Here is a 17,220-nt window from a genome sequence, read left to right on the forward strand (position 1 = left end):
ACATTTCTATTTACCAAGACTTGGCAAGAACAAAGAAATCTGTGGAACAAATATGATTAGCAAGATTGCAAAAAGCATTGCGAAAATAAACGGCATTGCCTTTTTCCCAACAACAAGTACTGGTCTTTTTGAAATATTCGAAGCAACAAACAGTGTCATTCCTACCGGAGGGGTAACCAATCCAATACAGAATGTTGCAACCATGACTACACCGAAGTGAATCGGATTGATCCCCATCGCAATTGCAGATGGCGTCAAAATCGGTGCAAAAATGAGCACTGCAGGAACAGGATCGAGGAACATACCGACCACTAATAAGATCACCGAGATTATCAACATAAATACATACGGGTTGTCTGAAATCGTAGAGCTCAGCAACGCTATTTGTTGAGGAAGTCCTTCACGGGTCATGATCCAACTGAATAATTGCGTGACGGCAACAATACCAAGGATGATACCCGTACCCTTGATGGAATTGAACAGACACCTTAAAAGAGCCTTGATCGTCAATTCCTTGTAGATGAAGAGTCCCACGATCATTGCATAAAGACAGCTGAAGGCTGCAGCCTCCGTAGGAGTGAATATTCCCGAATAAATTCCTCCAAGAATGGTTACCGGTGTAAGTAACGCCCAGATAGAGTCCTTGAACGACACAACTACACGCTTGAGTGAAAACTTTTCACTGCTTCCATATCCTTTCTTGATGGAGATGATCACCGTCACAATCATCATGGAAACAGCCATCAAGATTCCGGGAAACAACCCGGCCAAGAGCATATCGCCTACAGAATTATTCGTGGAAACGCTGTACAGGACCATAAGGATGCTGGGGGGAATCATCGGACCAAGTGTACCACCTGAAGCTTGGAGAGCAGAGGCAAAATCGATATCGTAGCCGTTCTTTACAAGTGCAGGGATCATCATGCCGCCGATGGCTGCAACACATGCAGCACCGGAACCCGTCATGGCTGCAAAGAATGCACTAGCCACAATTACCACCAATGCAAGACCACCGGGAAGGCTCCCGACCAAGGCAGTTGAGAATGATATTATTCGTTTGGAAATGCCACCAGATTCCATGAGTGCCCCAGATATGATGAAGAAAGGGATGGCCATCAAGGTATATGAGCCAACACCGCCCAGCATCTGGTTTGCAACAATACTCATCGGTATGTTCATGAAGCCGATGATATAGACGATTGCCGCAAGGCCCATTGCTCCGACGACAGGGATTCCAAAAAACAGGAACGCCATAAAAAATACAATGATCAGGCTACTTGTCATACCGAGGCCTCGCTTTCTACAGGGCTTGCCTGTATAAGGTGATACGTATCTGTGAGGAGAATGGTCAACCAAATCAAGCTTCCGATGCTCATCGCCAATGTGGTGATATACACAGGGATATTCAGGATTGCCGTAAACTGTTCAGTCCTGGCTTGCAGAAAGACAATTTTCCAACTCTGAAAACACACCACCGCAATAAATACGATGAACAGCAGATTCTGGATGATGCCGACAATCTTTTTAGTGGTTCCACGGAGGGCATCCTGAAAAATAGTAATGGTGATGTGACTTTTTGTTACACTTGCCATAGCAGCACCCATGAAAATAACCCAGTTGAACAAGAGAACCGTCAGTTCCTCATTCCAGGGTATGGCAATTTTAAAAACGTAGCGTGTAAGAATTGCTATATTCACAATCATCACCCATACAAGCACAATAAAACCGAGAATGTATTCAAAGCGTTGTTTAAGTATCATACGTTTCTGGAAATCCATACAATACACTCCTTTATACGCGTGCTATCGCCCGAACAGGGCAACCATCGATATGCTCGAATTTCAAGGGAAGACAAATAAACTCACACTCCTCGCTTCCTATTGCATGGAAGTTTGTGAGGTACTCAATCAACAAAATGTTATTACGTAAAAGGATGGTATGTGTCTTTTGCTCCTCTGGAGCAACTGCTCGCTGCTGCAAAAGACGTATGGTATAATCCTGAGGAAAATCAAATGCTACTGCAGTTGGATTCTGTTCCTTGATCCAAAGGATGGCATCATCGGTCAGGTAGGGAGCATTATCCCAGAAATCCTTGGTTTCCCAGGATGTTTCCAAACCCCAGTCAGTCCGAATCAGCAGGATGGAGTGCAGGTGCTTACCGGCAGCTGCCATCGCCAAGTCCTCTCTGGTAATGGCATGCATCGCAATACTTTGCTTTTGAACATACAACACAGAAGCCATACCGTTGTAATGTTCAAGCGGGAACTGATTGCTATCAGGATATTCCAATCCCGTATGTCGGGGGAAATCGATATGGGAGAACCAATGAGACTTCATGGTAAACTCGGAAACTTGCCAGACATCACCTTTTTCAAAAGATGAAACCGTATCCCTTTTCAGCGGATATCTCCAGTGCGACTGTATAGGCAAACTCAAATCTACGAACATGTCATCCCCCCTGGTTTTTTTCAGCACGCAGGATTCCCTTGCGCAGGGAATCTGCTCAATATTTTGCAACGGAATAGTCATCATGAATCTCGATAGTCACCATTACCAATATCCAAACAAAGAATATTGCAACAAGAAGCACTTGCATGCTTCCTGTCCCGGCCTTCTCACCCACATGCACAAACAAGCAACTTGCATGCCAACTTTTTATCTATTGTATACAATATTGATAATTGAGCGAAATAGTATACAATTAACTATTGATTCACACGACACTTATGGAACAATAGATTTTGTGATGACAGAGAAAACACTTTCCTTGAGTATGTTTCAATGTTTCATGAATTCGTTCCATGTTTCATTTGAAACTTTTTTGAAACATATACAGAGCAGTGTACAGTCGCATTCTACTGTTCGAATGCGGCAAACTTGCGCCATAGCGTCGTCCTGCTCAGACCCATCTGCCTGGCGAATTGCTCCCTGCTCAAACCGCTGGCAAGAAATTGCTGATAGAGGGCTTCATCCGATAACTTGGGTTTCCGAAGACCCTTTCTGGGCGGCTCATCGTGCATCTGCAGACTTGTCGACCCAATATCAAGCAGATCTATCTCCTTGACGGTGACAACTTCAGCCGTATTGAGGATGGCCAGCCGCTCTGCAGCATTTCTGAGCTCCCGGATGTTCCCCGGCCAGGGAAAGACCTTGAGAGCGGTTATCGCCTGTTCGGTGAGCAGCGGCTCCTGAAGAGAATGCCTTCTACAGTATTGCTGGACGAAATGCCTGAAGAGGATTCCAATGTCCTCCTGACGCTCACGCAGAGGTGTCAATTGCAGACTCAAGAGGCTGATCCTATAAAATAGGTCCAAACGGAATTTTCCCTCTCTTACCTTCTCAATTATCGCACTGTTTGCCGCACTGATGATCCGCACATCCACAGGGATGACCATGTCGGCCCCGATCTTCCGGACCTCGCGTTCCTGCAGGACCCTGAGAAGCTTTGCCTGCACGATAATCGGCATCTCGGCGATTTCATCGAGGAAGAGCGTCCCCTTGTGGGCAAGCTCGAACAAGCCTGGCTTGCCTCCCTTTGCAGCACCGGTGAAGGCTCCGTCGGTGTACCCGAAGAGCTCGCTCTCCAACAGTTGTTCCGGCAATGCTGCACAGTTGACGGCAACAAAAGGCTCCTTGGCCCGAGGCGATGCATTGTGAATGCTTTGGGCGAAGAGTTCCTTACCTGTTCCTGTCTCACCGAGAAGCAAAACAGTTCCGGGAACCTGGCTGAAACGCTTTGCCTTTTCCACCAACGCTTGCATATGGGCGTTCTGGGTAACAATATCGGAAAAGCTGTAGCGTGCCACCAAGCCTTTGCGATTGAGTTCGGTACGGATTTTATGCTCGGTCCGCCTGATGGCCTCTGCATTCTGGAACGTGTACAAAAAGCCAGCCTTCTTGTCGTCCATGCTGATCGGCTGCTGGGTTACCAGGCACTGCTGACCGTTGATGGTTACCAGCTCTTCCTTTTGATTTCCGGAAGTGAACGCTTCTGCCCACCTGCTGGAAAAATACACATCCTCCACCGGCAGACCTTCCAGGGGACTCTTGGCGAACAAGTTCTCGGCTTGTCTGTTCCCTGCGATGATCTGCCCGTTGCTGTTGATAGCAAGCAAGGCATAGGTTGCATTATTGAGCAGGGTTCCCAGAAGATTTCCCCTGGTCTGGGCACGGTCGAGGGAACGAGCAGCGCCGACTGCCTCGTTCACTGCATGCACCACCGCTTGGTAGCCGGTCTTAACATGGATATAGGAGAGGTTGCGCTCCTCACAGATCCTGCACATGGTCAAGCCGCCCACGAATACCGTACATCCAAGTTTCTGCAAGGTTGAGACACCTTCAATGACATCGTTTTGGTCGGTGACTTGGAATACAGAGACATCGAGGCCAAGCAAGGTGGTCAGCTCATCCTGCTCGCACAACTGTTCGTTGGTGATCAGGCCGATACAACCCCTGGGCGAGACGGTTTTTGCCTGGGCAAGGGCGGAGAGCAAATCGGCATTGCTCCAGTTGATGGGAACTACGTGCACCGAAGGCTTCTGCAAGGCGATAGCCGTCGCTGTAATTCCCCGAGCCACGATGATGTCGGCATCCAGGGGTTCTATGACCTGGGGGTCGGTCCCGAATATGTGCGTAGTGCTGACTGACAGGTCTTGGAGATCGAAGGTATGAATGACCTCTTCGAAAGCCTGCTGCAGTTCAAGATAGGGTACAACGATCAGAATTTTTATCACTGCGACTCTCCGCCTGCCAGTGTAGCATGGACCGCCTCTCTTTACAAAGCTTGGTCTATCTTGGTATTGTCGGCTATGACTTTTACAACCATCCTGCAATACCTGCTTTTGGCTCTTCTGGCTGTAGTGACAATATTCAACTTCTATTCATTGACCGTCGGCAAAAAGAAGCGAAACCAGGCAAAAATCAATTACCAACAGACTTTGAGCGCCCTCGAGCGGAAAGCATTCGAACTGATGAAGCAGAAGAACCTGAAGTTCGATGTAAAGCAAGGGTATATAAACGACCTCAATGACGGGATCCTGCTGACCTTCGACACCACGCATAAAACCGTTGCCGTGGTGCTCAAGGATGCCGAATACCTGTTCGGATACGATGAATTCATCTCCTCTACCCAACACTACGAGACATTGGAGAACAACAAAATCTCCAACATCACCGTAGAGATTGAGACGAAGGACAGCATCATCAGCCTGCTCTTCGGGTCAAAAGCATGGAAGCCAAACTCCTACCTGGGAAAATTCCTGATCTCGGATTCCCGTGAGTTCTGTACCCTTCTGGAGCGCTATTGCTTGGAGAAGGAATCTAATTCGCCTTCGGCTGATCAATGATGTGCACGTCAAGCTGATTGAACGGAACGGAAAAGCCGGCTTGTGCCATCTTTTCGAGAATTTCACCATTGAATCTCCAATAGACCTTCCAATAATCGGCAGGCTTCGTCCAAGGGCGCACGACAAAATCCACTGAAGAAGTATTGAGCTTGTTGACTTCAATGACTGGTGCAGGTTCGGCTAGTACTTCAGGATACGTATCGATGATATTCTTGATCACTTGTTTTGCCAAGGCGAGATCAGCCTTATAAGGAACGCTGACGGTCAGCTCCACTCTTCTGCGTTCAATGTTCGAATAGTTTACGATGGGATTACTCCATACCAGTTTGTTGGACATGGTGATCTTCTTGTTGTCGGGAGTTGAGAGGATGACACATATCATATCCATATCAGTGACAGTCCCGCTGAACGCTCCGGCCTCTATGTAGTCCCCGATCCTGAACGGGGCGTTGATGACGATCATAACGCCGCTGAGCAGATTGCCGATGGTCTCCTGAAAGGCGAAACCGAGAATGACACCGGTGATTCCCAGACCGGCAAGAACGGGTCCCATATTCAGGCCCATGTGCTGCAGAAAGGCTATGATCAGAAAAATCCAACCAACAATATTGACCAGCTGCAGAATGAAACGAGCCATCAGGTCATTGATCTTCTTTGCCCGGGCAAGTGAACGCCTTAGGATTCGGCTCAACCATACGATGAGAATTTTTCCTACCAGGACCATGAGAAGGCCGGTGCCCAACGTAATCAGAAACGATACAGGCCCAAGTTGAGTCCACCCGTCGATCTTATACATGAGCCGGCCGAAGAACGAATCAGAAACTGCCGCCTCACTGCTTAATGCCATGATTGCTGGAAGCATATATACATCCTTTTTGAGAATAGATACTAAAAACGTACCATCAGAGCACAAAAAAGGCAAGGCAAAGAAGTTCTCCTTGCCCTGCCTTGTCAATAACTGAAAACTTGGGTTACTTGCTCAAGAGACTGTGCAGCTTCTTGGTGAAGGCAACAGGGTCCTTGGGCATCACGCCCTCTGCAAGCAGCGCCTGGTCGAGCAGTACCGAGCACAGGTCCTCGATGTACTGTGTATCATCGCTTGCATCAATCTTCATGATCATGGGATCATCGACGTTGATTTCCAGGATGGGTTTCACATCCTCGAAGTCACCTTGACCCATGCTCTTGAGAATCTGTTGCATCTGTACCGACGGGTCGTTCTCATCGACAACCACCACGGCAGGAGACTCAACGAGGCGCGAGGAGACTACTACGTCCTTGACCTTGTCACCGAGAGCCTTCTTGATCTTCTTGACCAGACTCTTTGCTTCCTTGGTCTTCTCGGTATCCTTCTCCTCTTTCAGGTCGTCCACCGCACCGCTCTTGTTGATGGCCTTCAACGGCATTTCCTTGTAGGTTCCGATCGAGCCTACAACAATATCGTCGATGTCATCACTCATGATCAGAACCTCGAAGCCCTTCTTTCGATAGGATTCAAGCAAGGGGCTTGCCTTCAGGGTTGACTCCTTTCCTCCGGCGATGTAGTAGATCGACTTCTGGTCGGCGGGCATCCGCTGCTTGTAGGAAGCAAGGCTGACATAGCCGTCCTGAGAGGAAGACTTGAAGCGAACCAGCTCAAGCAGTGCATCCCGGTTGGCATAGTCAGAGTAGAGCCCTTCCTTGAGCGGTCTGTTGAACTGTTCGATGAACTTGGTATAGAGCTCAGGGTTCTGCTCGCTGATCTTCTGGAACTCACCCAAGAGTTTCTTGACCGAGGCGTTGCGGATGGCGCTCATGACCCTGTTCTGCTGAAGAATTTCGCGGCTTACGTTCAGAGGCAGGTCCTCACTGTCGATGACGCCCCGGACGAAACGCAGATAGGTGGGAAGCAGCTCTTTGTCGTCGTCGGTGATGTACACCCTCTTCACATAGAGCTTCACACCCGGCCGATAATCGGCATGATAGAGATCGAACGGTGCCTTGGAGGGGATGAAGAACAGGGTTGTATACTCGGTGGCCCCTTCAGCACGCGTATGGACATAGAAAAGGGGATCTTCGCTGTCGTAGCTCGACTGCTTGTAGAACTCCTTGTACTGCTCATCGGTGAGTTCGCTCTTGCTGCGTCTCCACAAGGCCGAGGAGCTGTTGATCTGCTCCACCTTGTGCTCGACCTTCTTAACGGCGTTCCCTTCCTTGTCCTTCTTCTTGTCATCATAGGTTGTCTGGTCGTAGGAGAGGAAGATCGGATAGGCGATGTGGTCGCTGTACTTCTTCACCAGCTGCTCGATCTGCCAGCGGTTGGCATACTCATTGCCTTCCTCGTTCAGATGGAGGGTGATCGTGGTGCCATGGCCGTCGCGGACAGCCTCTTCCAAGGTGTAGCTGCCCTTTCCGGTGCTGCTCCACTTCCATGCCTGCTCTTCACCAGCCTTGAGGCTGATCACTTCAACCTTGTCGGCCACCATGAATGCGCTGTAGAAACCTACACCGAACTGGCCGATCAGGTTGCTGTCCTTCTTCTGTTCCTCGGTCAAAGAAGCAAGGAACTTCTTGGTTCCGCTTGAGGCGATGGTTCCCAGGTTGTCACTCAGGTCGTCATGGCTCATTCCAAGACCGTTGTCACTGATGGTCAGATTCCGTTTGTCGCCCTCTTCGGTAAAGGAGATGTCGATTCGCGGATCGAAAGAGAGACCTTTGAGTTTTTCATCGGTCAGGTTGAGATACTTAAGTTTGTCCAATGCATCGGACGAGTTGGACACCAACTCGCGAAGGAAAATTTCCTTGTGTGAGTAGAGCGAGTGGATGATGAGCTGAAGCAGCTCTGATACTTCAGTCTTGAACTTCTTTTGTTCCATCGTAGTTTCATACCTCCAAAAGGATATACGCAAACATACTGATTTTTCACGCCGTCGGCAATTGTTCCTTAACAAAAATCACAAGGTGGGCTATGCTCAATGCATGAAGTTTTCACAGCCCAGTAGCGCCCGAACGATCAATCGGCTGCGCGTGTTGAATTTGCTCGCCCAACAAGGGGAGATCAGCCGAGCCGATATTGCCAGATTGTTGGATTTGAACAAGCCCTCCACCAGTGAAATCGTGGAACAACTGCTTGCAGAGGGCCTTGTCGAGGAACAGGGCAAGGTGACCACCAGCAACGGCAGGAGACCCACTGCCCTCTCGCTGAGATCCGATGCCCGCTTGGTACTGGGAGTCGATGTTGGAAGCAGAACCACCACATTTCTGCTTGCCGACCTGCAGGGGAAAATCCTGCGGTTCGAGCGTCTGCCCACCCCGCTGCAACCGCAGCCCAAGGAGTGGGGGGAGACCATCATCAGGACCTGCATGAAACTGACCAAGTTCGCCACCACCACGATCGCCGGTATCGCCATCTCCACCTCAGGAAGCCTGAGTCCCGACGGACAGTCGATTCTCTCTCACGAGTACTGGTCTTGGGAGGATATTCCCTTGGCAAAGGCTGTTGCCGTCCACACCAAGCTCCCCACCCTGCTTGTCCACCATGTCCAGGCGATGGTTGAGGCCGAGCGTTGGTTCGGAGGCGAGCAGTCCAAGAACTTCCTTTACGTCAACTGGGGCGAACACATTGCATCGGCTTTTTATACCGGCCATTCGATTATTGCCGAGCGAAGTAGATTCGGCCACCTTCCCATCGCCCCTACCGGCTTGTGCCGTTGCGGGGGTATCGGGTGCCTGGAGACGGTGAGTGCCGGGTGGGCCCTCAGCGAGAAGCATCAAGGACTTTCAGTCAAGCAGCTTGCACAGGGCAATTCCAAGGAAGCACAGCAATCGCTTCAGGGCGCCTGTCAGGCCATGGGCATGTCCCTTATTGCTGCAAGTGTCGTAACCGGAGCACAAAAGATTATTCTCGGCGGTGGTATTGCAAATCTGGACGACCGATACCTGGAAATGGTTGCTACGTTCTATCGCGAGCATGCCCACCACGAACTTGCTTCGATTCCTATCTGCCGGTCTGCACTGAAGGACCAGAGTTCTGTTCTGGGAAGCATAGCTGTAGCACTCGATCGATGGGTGTTTCAACGGCGGATGCTGGAAACGATGCAGGACCTGGACAGTAAAAAACCGCTACTCGAAACCGAGTAGCGGCAACCTCCTTGAGAACCCCAGGACTCCTCTCCTAAGGTACGCGTCCACCCGCTGGATACTTCGGACTGGACTCGAGCAACGACACTCATGATTATTGCACGCTTTCGTCCGGCTGTAAAACGATAATTTTACAATTCTGCTACTATTTTTCAAATCCCTTGTTTAATTAGCCCGATGGTGCGAAAAAGAGCAAATAAAACAGAATTAACTGCCTTCAGTATAATTAATCATGAAGGAACCTGCATACGTTCCTGCAGAGAACACATCTTCCGCACGCTTGCGAAGCTTGACGGTGAGTTTTCCGATGGGGACATCGTCCTGAGGTCCGGCAGGGAATGTGGTATGAAACGTATCGCCATTCTCTACAAAGGTAAGTAGATTCTCCGAAGTAAGCTCCAAGGAGGTTCGAAGACTATTTACGTCATCGAGGGAAAGATCGCCGATTTGAAAGATCAACTTACCGGCCTTCTGCTTGGCCAAGTGTGAGGAGTAGCGGAAATAGATGGATTGACTGACTTCCCACTCCTCAAGGTTCGGAAACACGAAGCTAAGCAGTGCATCCTCGCGAGTCAGCTCTTCTCCGGCTTCATTATAGATGCGTATCGCTAAATCCTTGGGCTTGATCTCCCCTACAAGATAGACGGTAGCTGCAGGAAACTTGGGCATCTCTTCCGCCCCGAGGGGGAGAAATAATATAATCAACAGTACTATGGAAAGGAGCTTTTTCATGTATATCTCCAATAAATCAAAACTAGCTATATCCTAGCAAGAGAATGTAAAACTTGATAGTGGGAGAGATAAGAAAAGCTGTGCAGTTGCCTGCACAGCCCAAACTCTCAACACAAGGAGAAAAATCAGGAAGCGGAGATTGCGATAGTCACAGTTGCAGTATAAGCACCAGGGGTTGCATCACCAACATATTGACCAGCACCAATAGAAGTCCCAAGATGGTCCGTACCCGTTGCAGTTGCAGGAACAATTGTGAATGTATCTTCACCGGTATGAGTTACCGTTCCAAGGCTTGTAGCATTGTTTTCAGAGAACAACAGATAATATGACTGACCGGAAACTGGATCTATGGATACATTGCTCTTCTTGACGTCAGCAATTTTGACAATGCTGGATCCATTCGTATGCAAGAAATTTCCAACTGTCATCCTAAACTTAAAAGCGCCCTGTGCATTTGTGCGATATCCATACACAAAGGAAGGATTTGTCTCGAATGCATCAAGAATCTCAATTGAGCTCTGATATTTAACAGAGTTGACGGTAAAACCATGCTCAAGGAATTCTCCAACATTTGCCTTTAACAGAGCTTCAACACTCGTAGGAACAGTGACGGAATAGGTAGCAAACAACCCACCAACAGCAAGCAGTAGAACCAAAGCAAGTGCAATCAACTTTTTATTCATTCTCAACTCCTTTGGGAGGTAATCCTTTTATGGCACGATCCCTTTATACATGCATAGCCTACTACCGAGTCAGACTTATGTCAAGATTAGAGATATGATTTTTGATTATTTTCATAATAATTTTTTTTGAAATTTTTATATCTTTTATTTATATATATTTATCATATATCCTACTTATTACACATGTTAGACAATCATCTAAATATATCTAGATGTTAATTACGATAATGATTTTTATTAAGAAGAATATATGGTAGCAATACGGGTACTCCTGTCACAACTATGTATGTAAGTAATTGGATTTCCATAACAAAGAGGGTGCCTTTTCGGCACCCTGCTTCCCTAAACACATGAGTCTCTTAATTATTCGGGGTTATCCCGATTGAAACCGTTGATTCATACGCACCTGAAGGAGCGTTTTGTACCTGGGTTTGATTGGCAAGGACGGTCAACGTATATGCATAGGTAGCCATACCCGAGGCATTGGGAGTGAACTCCACAAGGTTGTAGGTACCGCTGGTTGAGTCCACCGGAGCTTCGCTGAGAATCGCCGCTTCACTCTCCTGTACATAAATCTTGTCGATCCCAACCTGATAGGAGGTGGGGGCGTATTGCAGGTTGAACGGTGAAACCGTAGCCGTCACCTTCAGTGGAATGGATACGTTGGTCTGGATGGCATAGGTGAAGGAAGCTCCACTGGTATTGAATGCATCGTCCACTTCGGTTGAGGAGACAATGACCTGAGAGCCCTCTGTTGTCTTGAGAAATCCGTGTACGAGGTACTCGGGAACCCTGGTGGTAAGCGAGATGGTGACTTGTGCTGGATTTACTGGAGCTGCAAAGAGACTCAGCTGAAATATAAGCAGCAACGCAATAACAGTATATCGTTTCATGAAGCTGTAGTTCCCTCCCGGAAAATCGTGCAAGAGTTTTCCCGTCATCTTCAGTTAGAACTATACTGCGAGAGAAAAACATATGTCAATACACAAGGTATTTGTCTTACATGGTTCATCACCAAAAAAGCATTTATTTTCTTATTTCTCTACATTATATATTTTTATCATGTTTCTTGCTTATGACATCTTTTTTCTTTGCAATTGAAACAATATACAGTAGATTCTCAATACATATACATCTTTATTTCCTGCATATGAGGCGATTGTTCTGTCACAATGAAAGAAGTTTTTGCTAATGTAACAAGTGATTTTGTGAAGCAAATAATCGGCATTGCGGAACAAACCACTACTTTATCAATAATTATAAACATCCAGTAAAATAAATTCTTTTTCCAAACTTATAACATATACCACTGTTAGACGATTGCTTTTCAAGATATAATAGCGTATATAAGAGGTTGTAGGATGTATACAGTTGCAACTACAGACGTCAAACGGTATCACCAAGGAAGTAGACAAGATGAGCGGAAACAACATTACAGGATCTGAGACAAAATCGACCGTAATTGCAAACAAACTCGAGGAGGAAATCCTCGCTAAAAAATATAAGGCCGGGGAGACGCTGCCAAGCCAGCACGACCTGGCAGCCCAGTTCTTCGCATCAAGCAGGAGCGTACGCGAGGCTTTCAAAAATCTGGAGGCAAAGGGGCTTATCAGCGTAAAGCAGGGCAAGAAAGCCATCGTCAAGAGCAACAGCCTCGACCAGTTTGTGGAGTCGCTCTCTGCATCCATGATCAGCAAGCAGGCTCCGGACAAGAAGCTGCTCACCGACTTGATGCAGGTACGAACGACCATCGAGGTATCTGCGGCAAGAGAGCTCTCCCGAGACCCCAACAGAATGCTGATCGTCCGGTCCCTCGACCGCGCCTGCACCAAAATGGAGCACCTGCTGCCCAGCCTCGAAACCGGCAAGGATGCAGAAGCGACCAAGCAGTTCAAGGCAACGGAGTTCGAATTCCATGCCGCTTTGATCAAGTCGAACGACAACATCATCCTCAGCAGCATCTATGAGAACCTCGCACCGCAGCTCTATGCTGCAATGGACAGGTTGCCTGAGACCTACAACGAGCAAAAAAAGAAAGTAAACGAGTACCGCTATTTGGTGGAAGCATTGGTAAACGGGCAGACCGACCTTGCGGTAGCCCTCACGCTGGTGAACCTCACCAATATCAGGGATAAATTCGAGACCCTCGACCTGTAAAAAAGGTCCTTACTTGAATAAACGCTGCCGTGGATTTTGGCAGCGTTTTTTTGTGCCGGTTGACACATCTTATCTCATATGTAACGATTACATAAGAGGTTAGTATGTATATAGCAATAATAAATATTCACGGGCTTGTTCGTAGCGAGCACATCGAAATGGGTAGAGATGCCGATACCGGGGGACAGACCCGATATGCAGTCGACCTCGTCAAGGAGCTTGCAAAGCACCTGGATGTCGAGGTGGACCTTTTCACCCGCCTGATCAAGGATGCGCGGCATGACGCCGATTATGCAAAAAGCATCGAGCCGATCGGAGAGAGAGGGCGCATCGTTCGTCTCAGCTGCGGTGGCAATGCATATGTACGGAAGGAACTGCTGTGGCCGCATTTGGATGAGTATGTAGATAATCTCATCAGCTTTTTTAGGACACAGAAGAAAATACCGGATATTTTGCATGCTCACTATGCCGATGCCGCCTATGTAGCCAATGAACTTGCAGCCTACTTTGACATCCCGCTGGTCTTTACCGGCCACTCCCTGGGAAGAAACAAGTTGGAGTACCTGAAAGAACAGAATACCAGCGAAGAAAAACTGAATCAGTACTACCATATTCAAACGAGGATCCAGAACGAAGAGAAGATTCTTGAAAAGGCAGACCTTGTCATCACCAGCACCGAGTATGAGAAGGAGAGCCTGTATGCACCGTACGAGAAGCGTAACCTATCCGTCATGCAGGTAATCCCGCCGGGACTCGACCTGGCGTCGTTCTTCCCCTACTACCATTATGAAATTCAGGATCCCTCGATCACCGAAGAGATGAAGCATGCCCAGTACTCGATGATCAAGGAGCTTGAACGCTTTCTCACCACCATGGACAAACCCTTCATCCTCGCCCTGTGCCGACCTGATGGAAGGAAGAACATCGACCAGCTGATCGAAATCTACGGCAAAAGCCAACGATTGCAGGCACTTGCCAATCTGGTCATTGTCGCCGGCATCCGTGATGACATCTCCACCATGGAAGAGGGAGAGAAGCAGGTGCTCACCGACATGCTGCTCTTGATGGACCGTTACGACTTGTATGGGAAAATGGCCATACCCAAGCATCACAACCCTGATTCGGATGTCCCGGAAATCTATAGGCTTGCCGCCATGAAACGAGGCTTGTTCGTCAGTACAGCCGCCTTGGAGAACTTCGGCCTGACCTTCATCGAGGCATCTGCAGTCGGCCTCCCCTTCGTTGGAACCAACAAAGGAGGGGTGCAGGACATCCAGAAGAATTGTGAAAGCGGAATCCTCGTCGACATAGGTGATCACAAACATGTGGAACAAACCATCCACGACCTGCTCACCGATGCAAATCTGTGGGATACATTGTCTCATAACGGAGTTGAACGGACCCGGACGGTCTACAATTGGGAGGCCCATGCAGAGAGATACCTGCACGCCCTGAAGAGCATCAAAACCGACAAGACACCGCTGCCAACACTTGAGAAGCGGCTTGGTTCGATCAAGCACCTTGTGGTCTGCGACATCGACAACACCCTTACCACCGACCAGGCTTCGGCACAGAGACTCATTGCGGCCCTCAAGGAGCATCACCAGCATCTGGGTTTTGCCGTTGCAACCGGGAGAAACATCGATTCCGCCCTGTCCATTCTCAAACAGTACGGCTATCCGAATCCGGACATCCTCATCACCTCCGTCGGCAGCGAAATCCACTATGGACGACAGGCAATGCCTGACAAGGGGTGGGCTGATTACATCAAGCGCGCGTGGAAACCGAAGGCGATCATGGATGCCCTGCAGGAATTCAAGGAGCTCGAATTGCAAACAGAGGAAGGTGCCCAACGCACCTACAAAGTCAGCTATACCGTCAAAGCGGGTACAGATACGGCACTACTGGTTAAAAACATCAAGGAAGCCTTGCATAAGGGTTCGGGCAAACAGCATATCATCCTCTCGCATGACACCTATCTGGACATCCTTCCCTACCGTGCCGGCAAGGGAAATGCAATCCTCTACCTGGCTTGGAAGTGGGGCATCGCCGAACAGGATATCGTTACGGCCGGCGACAGTGAGAATGACCGAGACATGTTCACCAAGGGCCTTTCGTCGATCATTGTGGCAAACCACGAGAAGAGCCTTGCCAAACTCCGAAGAACCAAACATCGGTTCTTCGCATCCAAGGCGGAAGCGGCAGGGGTGCTTGAAGGCCTTTCGCACTTCGGCATAATTGAGTAATGCAGTCCATGCGAGTAAGGTTCTTCTGTGTGGGAGAACCTTATTTCTTGTATTATCTGGATGTACAAAGCAAGAAAGAAGTACTTCAATCCTATGTCCGATGTTGGGGTTTGACTAACTAACTTATTACACGAATTACAACTGATGACATCAATTATTTTTTTGATATCCAAGTATTGCATATAGTTAGAAACTATACTATAGTTGGCGTGTAAGCAAACATAGAACGTATGACATGGTTGGGTCTTACATTGCTTCGCTCAACAAGGAAGAAGAAATGGACTACATTTCACAAACAAAATCAGCAAGAATTGCTTCATCCTTGGAAGAAATGATCTTGGACAACCGTCTTAAAAGCGGATCATTCCTACCATCACAGCAAGTCCTTGCCGATCAATTCAATACATCGAGCCGCCCCATCCGTGAAGCTTTGAAGCTTCTCGAAGCCAAGGGGTTGGTTATTATTTCACAAGGACGAAGGGCCCAGGTCAGGAGCAACAATCTCGACCAATATGTCGAGTCCATCTCCACCACCATCGTAAACAGCAAGATAAGCCAGGCAAAACTGATGCGAAACCTCATGCAGGTGCGTATCACCGTCGCCACGAGTGCCGCCAGGGGCTTCAGCCGCTTGGAGAACCGTGACGAGTACCTTGCCCAGCTTTGGAATTCCAGCAACCGTATGGAAGCCTCCGTTCCCCATATCTTCCAAAAGGATGCCAAGGCTCATGCCGAATATCTGAAGGCGGAAGCCGATTTTCACAGAACCTTGGTATTTGCAAACGGCAACCAGATTCTCTCCTGCATTTATGACAATCTATCACCGCTTCTGGATACGGCGATGAACTCAATCAAGTTCACCCCTGTCCAGATGGAAAAACGTTCCAAGGACTACTCGTATCTGTGTGAAGCGCTGCAGAACGGACAGACCGACCTTGCAGTCGCCCTGGTGCTGGTCACCCTCACCACCTTGGAAACCAAGGTGATGGACCACTATCCGGATGAAAGCATGGCGATGATCTCATACGCCTGACCGTCCTGCTTTGGCAAGAATCCTCTCGCGTGATATAGTCACGTGGGAGGATTTTTTATGGACGAATGCATCATGCAGCTCGAGCATGCGACAGTCCGCCGCTCAGGCGTACCCATTCTCGACGATATTTCTTTTCAGGTTAAGCGCAACGAGCATGTTGCAATCATCGGCCCCAACGGGGCCGGCAAGAGCACCCTGGTGCAACTGCTGAGCGAAGAGATACATCCGCTGTACTCTCCCCGGACCAAACGTATCCTCTTCGGCAAAGCCAAGTGGGAGGTCTTGAGCCTCAGGGCCCATCTAGGCATTGTATCCCAATCGCTTCAATACCTGTGCAACTCAAGCTACAAGGGATGGGAGATTGTCATCTCCGGGTTCTTCAGCTCCATCGGACTTGATTTCCATCATCACTGTAACGACCGGCAAATGCAAAAAATGGAGGAGACCATGCACCGATACGACGCCTGGCACCTTCGGGACAAGCAGATGAACCGCATGTCCAGCGGCGAGGCTCGAAGAATCCTCCTGGCACGGGCGAATGTGCACGATCCACAGGTGATGCTGCTCGATGAGGCTGTTTCCAATCTCGATTTCCCAAGCCGCTCTCAGTACCGTTCGACACTTGAGCAGCTTGACAGGGAGGGGAAAACCATTATCCTTGCCACCCATGAACTGAGTGAGATCATCCCCGCCATCAACCGCATCGTGGTCATGCAGCATGGCCGTATTGTAGCCGACGGGCCGAAACGTGAGATTCTCAACGAGCAATTGCTGTCCGAAGTCTATCAAACAAAGGTGTTCATCGATGAGCGGGAAGGCTTGTTCAGCGCGTGGTGCTGATGCATTTATTCCACGAACCACCCTTTGTGTAGTATTATTGAAGCAAGAACAAAACAAGCGAGGTC

At 48.7% G+C, this 17,220-nt stretch carries 15 protein-coding genes; 6 read left to right on the forward strand and 9 right to left on the reverse strand.

All coding sequences use genetic code 11. From position 1 onward, the window contains the following. Positions 1-6: 6 nt before the first annotated feature. The 4 genes from MUG09_RS15935 to MUG09_RS15950 form a co-directional block, all read right to left on the reverse strand. Positions 7-1,284: a TRAP transporter large permease gene (locus MUG09_RS15935; RefSeq protein WP_244772423.1), complete on the reverse strand. Its 1,278-nt coding sequence runs from the start codon at positions 1,282-1,284 to the stop codon at positions 7-9. Then, entirely contained in the window at positions 1,281-1,778 is a 498-nt protein-coding gene (locus MUG09_RS15940; RefSeq protein WP_244772424.1) for a TRAP transporter small permease, read from the reverse strand. Before MUG09_RS15940 ends, MUG09_RS15935 begins: the two co-directional genes overlap by 4 nt. Before the next feature lie 13 nt (positions 1,779-1,791). Continuing rightward, complete coding sequence (locus MUG09_RS15945) at positions 1,792-2,532, reverse strand: cyclase family protein (protein ID WP_342345916.1); 741 nt, start codon at positions 2,530-2,532, stop codon at positions 1,792-1,794. A gap of 323 nt (positions 2,533-2,855) precedes the next feature. Next, a complete protein-coding gene (locus MUG09_RS15950; RefSeq protein WP_244772426.1) occupies positions 2,856-4,733 on the reverse strand; it encodes a sigma 54-interacting transcriptional regulator in 1,878 nt (625 codons plus the stop codon). 75 nt (positions 4,734-4,808) lie between these two features. Between MUG09_RS15950 and MUG09_RS15955 the strand changes: the two genes are divergently transcribed. Next, positions 4,809-5,345, forward strand: a complete 537-nt coding sequence (locus MUG09_RS15955) for a hypothetical protein (protein WP_244772427.1) — start codon at positions 4,809-4,811, stop codon at positions 5,343-5,345. Here the strand turns inward: MUG09_RS15955 and MUG09_RS15960 are convergent. Both MUG09_RS15960 and htpG read right to left on the reverse strand, forming a co-directional pair. After that, positions 5,320-6,207, reverse strand: a complete 888-nt coding sequence (locus tag MUG09_RS15960) for a mechanosensitive ion channel family protein (protein WP_244772428.1) — start codon at positions 6,205-6,207, stop codon at positions 5,320-5,322. The two genes, MUG09_RS15955 and MUG09_RS15960, sit on opposite strands and share 26 nt — an antisense overlap. 109 nt (positions 6,208-6,316) lie before the next feature. Next, positions 6,317-8,200, reverse strand: a complete 1,884-nt coding sequence (gene htpG / locus MUG09_RS15965; protein WP_244772429.1) for a molecular chaperone HtpG — start codon at positions 8,198-8,200, stop codon at positions 6,317-6,319. Between the two features lie 103 nt (positions 8,201-8,303). Between htpG and MUG09_RS15970 the strand changes: the two genes are divergently transcribed. Beyond that, positions 8,304-9,464 carry an ROK family transcriptional regulator gene (locus MUG09_RS15970; RefSeq protein WP_244772430.1) on the forward strand — a complete coding sequence of 387 codons (1,161 nt, stop codon included), beginning with the start codon at positions 8,304-8,306 and terminating at the stop codon, positions 9,462-9,464. A gap of 207 nt (positions 9,465-9,671) precedes the next feature. Here MUG09_RS15970 and MUG09_RS15975 read toward each other — a convergent pair whose 3' ends face one another. The 3 genes from MUG09_RS15975 to MUG09_RS15985 form a co-directional block, all read right to left on the reverse strand. Next, positions 9,672-10,196 carry a hypothetical protein gene (locus tag MUG09_RS15975; RefSeq protein ID WP_244772431.1) on the reverse strand — a complete coding sequence of 175 codons (525 nt, stop codon included), beginning with the start codon at positions 10,194-10,196 and terminating at the stop codon, positions 9,672-9,674. A 125-nt stretch (positions 10,197-10,321) separates the two neighbouring features. Then, positions 10,322-10,879: a hypothetical protein gene (locus MUG09_RS15980; RefSeq protein WP_244772432.1), complete on the reverse strand. Its 558-nt coding sequence runs from the start codon at positions 10,877-10,879 to the stop codon at positions 10,322-10,324. A 359-nt stretch (positions 10,880-11,238) separates the two neighbouring features. Next, positions 11,239-11,772, reverse strand: a complete 534-nt coding sequence (locus MUG09_RS15985) for a hypothetical protein (protein WP_244772433.1) — start codon at positions 11,770-11,772, stop codon at positions 11,239-11,241. Between the two features lie 478 nt (positions 11,773-12,250). Here MUG09_RS15985 and MUG09_RS15990 point away from each other — a divergent pair, with 478 nt between their 5' ends. The 4 genes from MUG09_RS15990 (at position 12,251) to MUG09_RS16005 (ending at position 17,155) form a co-directional block, all read left to right on the forward strand. Then, positions 12,251-13,036 (forward strand): FadR/GntR family transcriptional regulator, encoded by a 786-nt coding sequence (locus MUG09_RS15990; RefSeq protein WP_244772434.1) that lies wholly within the window; start codon positions 12,251-12,253, stop codon positions 13,034-13,036. A 104-nt stretch (positions 13,037-13,140) separates the two neighbouring features. Further along, entirely contained in the window at positions 13,141-15,282 is a 2,142-nt protein-coding gene (locus tag MUG09_RS15995; RefSeq protein ID WP_244772435.1) for an HAD-IIB family hydrolase, read from the forward strand. A 277-nt stretch (positions 15,283-15,559) separates the two neighbouring features. Further along, positions 15,560-16,315, forward strand: a complete 756-nt coding sequence (locus MUG09_RS16000; RefSeq protein WP_244772436.1) for a FadR/GntR family transcriptional regulator — start codon at positions 15,560-15,562, stop codon at positions 16,313-16,315. 57 nt (positions 16,316-16,372) lie between these two features. Continuing rightward, positions 16,373-17,155, forward strand: coding sequence for an ABC transporter ATP-binding protein (locus tag MUG09_RS16005; RefSeq protein WP_244772437.1), 783 nt, complete (start codon positions 16,373-16,375; stop codon positions 17,153-17,155). Positions 17,156-17,220 lie beyond the last annotated feature (65 nt).

The sequence above is a fragment of the Sphaerochaeta associata genome (assembly GCF_022869165.1).
In the GTDB taxonomy this organism is placed as follows: domain Bacteria; phylum Spirochaetota; class Spirochaetia; order Sphaerochaetales; family Sphaerochaetaceae; genus Sphaerochaeta; species Sphaerochaeta associata.

Coding starts and splice junctions, on each gene's coding strand:
- MUG09_RS15935 (WP_244772423.1), bottom strand. CDS start 1,284: ATGACAAGTAGCCTGATCATTGTATTTTTTATGGCGTTCCTGTTTTTT.
- MUG09_RS15940 (WP_244772424.1), bottom strand. CDS start 1,778: ATGGATTTCCAGAAACGTATGATACTTAAACAACGCTTTGAATACATT.
- MUG09_RS15945 (WP_342345916.1), bottom strand. CDS start 2,532: ATGATGACTATTCCGTTGCAAAATATTGAGCAGATTCCCTGCGCAAGG.
- MUG09_RS15955 (WP_244772427.1), top strand. CDS start 4,809: ATGACTTTTACAACCATCCTGCAATACCTGCTTTTGGCTCTTCTGGCT.
- MUG09_RS15960 (WP_244772428.1), bottom strand. CDS start 6,207: ATGCTTCCAGCAATCATGGCATTAAGCAGTGAGGCGGCAGTTTCTGAT.
- htpG (WP_244772429.1), bottom strand. CDS start 8,200: ATGGAACAAAAGAAGTTCAAGACTGAAGTATCAGAGCTGCTTCAGCTC.
- MUG09_RS15970 (WP_244772430.1), top strand. CDS start 8,304: ATGAAGTTTTCACAGCCCAGTAGCGCCCGAACGATCAATCGGCTGCGC.
- MUG09_RS15975 (WP_244772431.1), bottom strand. CDS start 10,196: ATGAAAAAGCTCCTTTCCATAGTACTGTTGATTATATTATTTCTCCCC.
- MUG09_RS15980 (WP_244772432.1), bottom strand. CDS start 10,879: ATGAATAAAAAGTTGATTGCACTTGCTTTGGTTCTACTGCTTGCTGTT.
- MUG09_RS15985 (WP_244772433.1), bottom strand. CDS start 11,772: ATGAAACGATATACTGTTATTGCGTTGCTGCTTATATTTCAGCTGAGT.
- MUG09_RS15995 (WP_244772435.1), top strand. CDS start 13,141: ATGTATATAGCAATAATAAATATTCACGGGCTTGTTCGTAGCGAGCAC.
- MUG09_RS16000 (WP_244772436.1), top strand. CDS start 15,560: ATGGACTACATTTCACAAACAAAATCAGCAAGAATTGCTTCATCCTTG.
- MUG09_RS16005 (WP_244772437.1), top strand. CDS start 16,373: ATGGACGAATGCATCATGCAGCTCGAGCATGCGACAGTCCGCCGCTCA.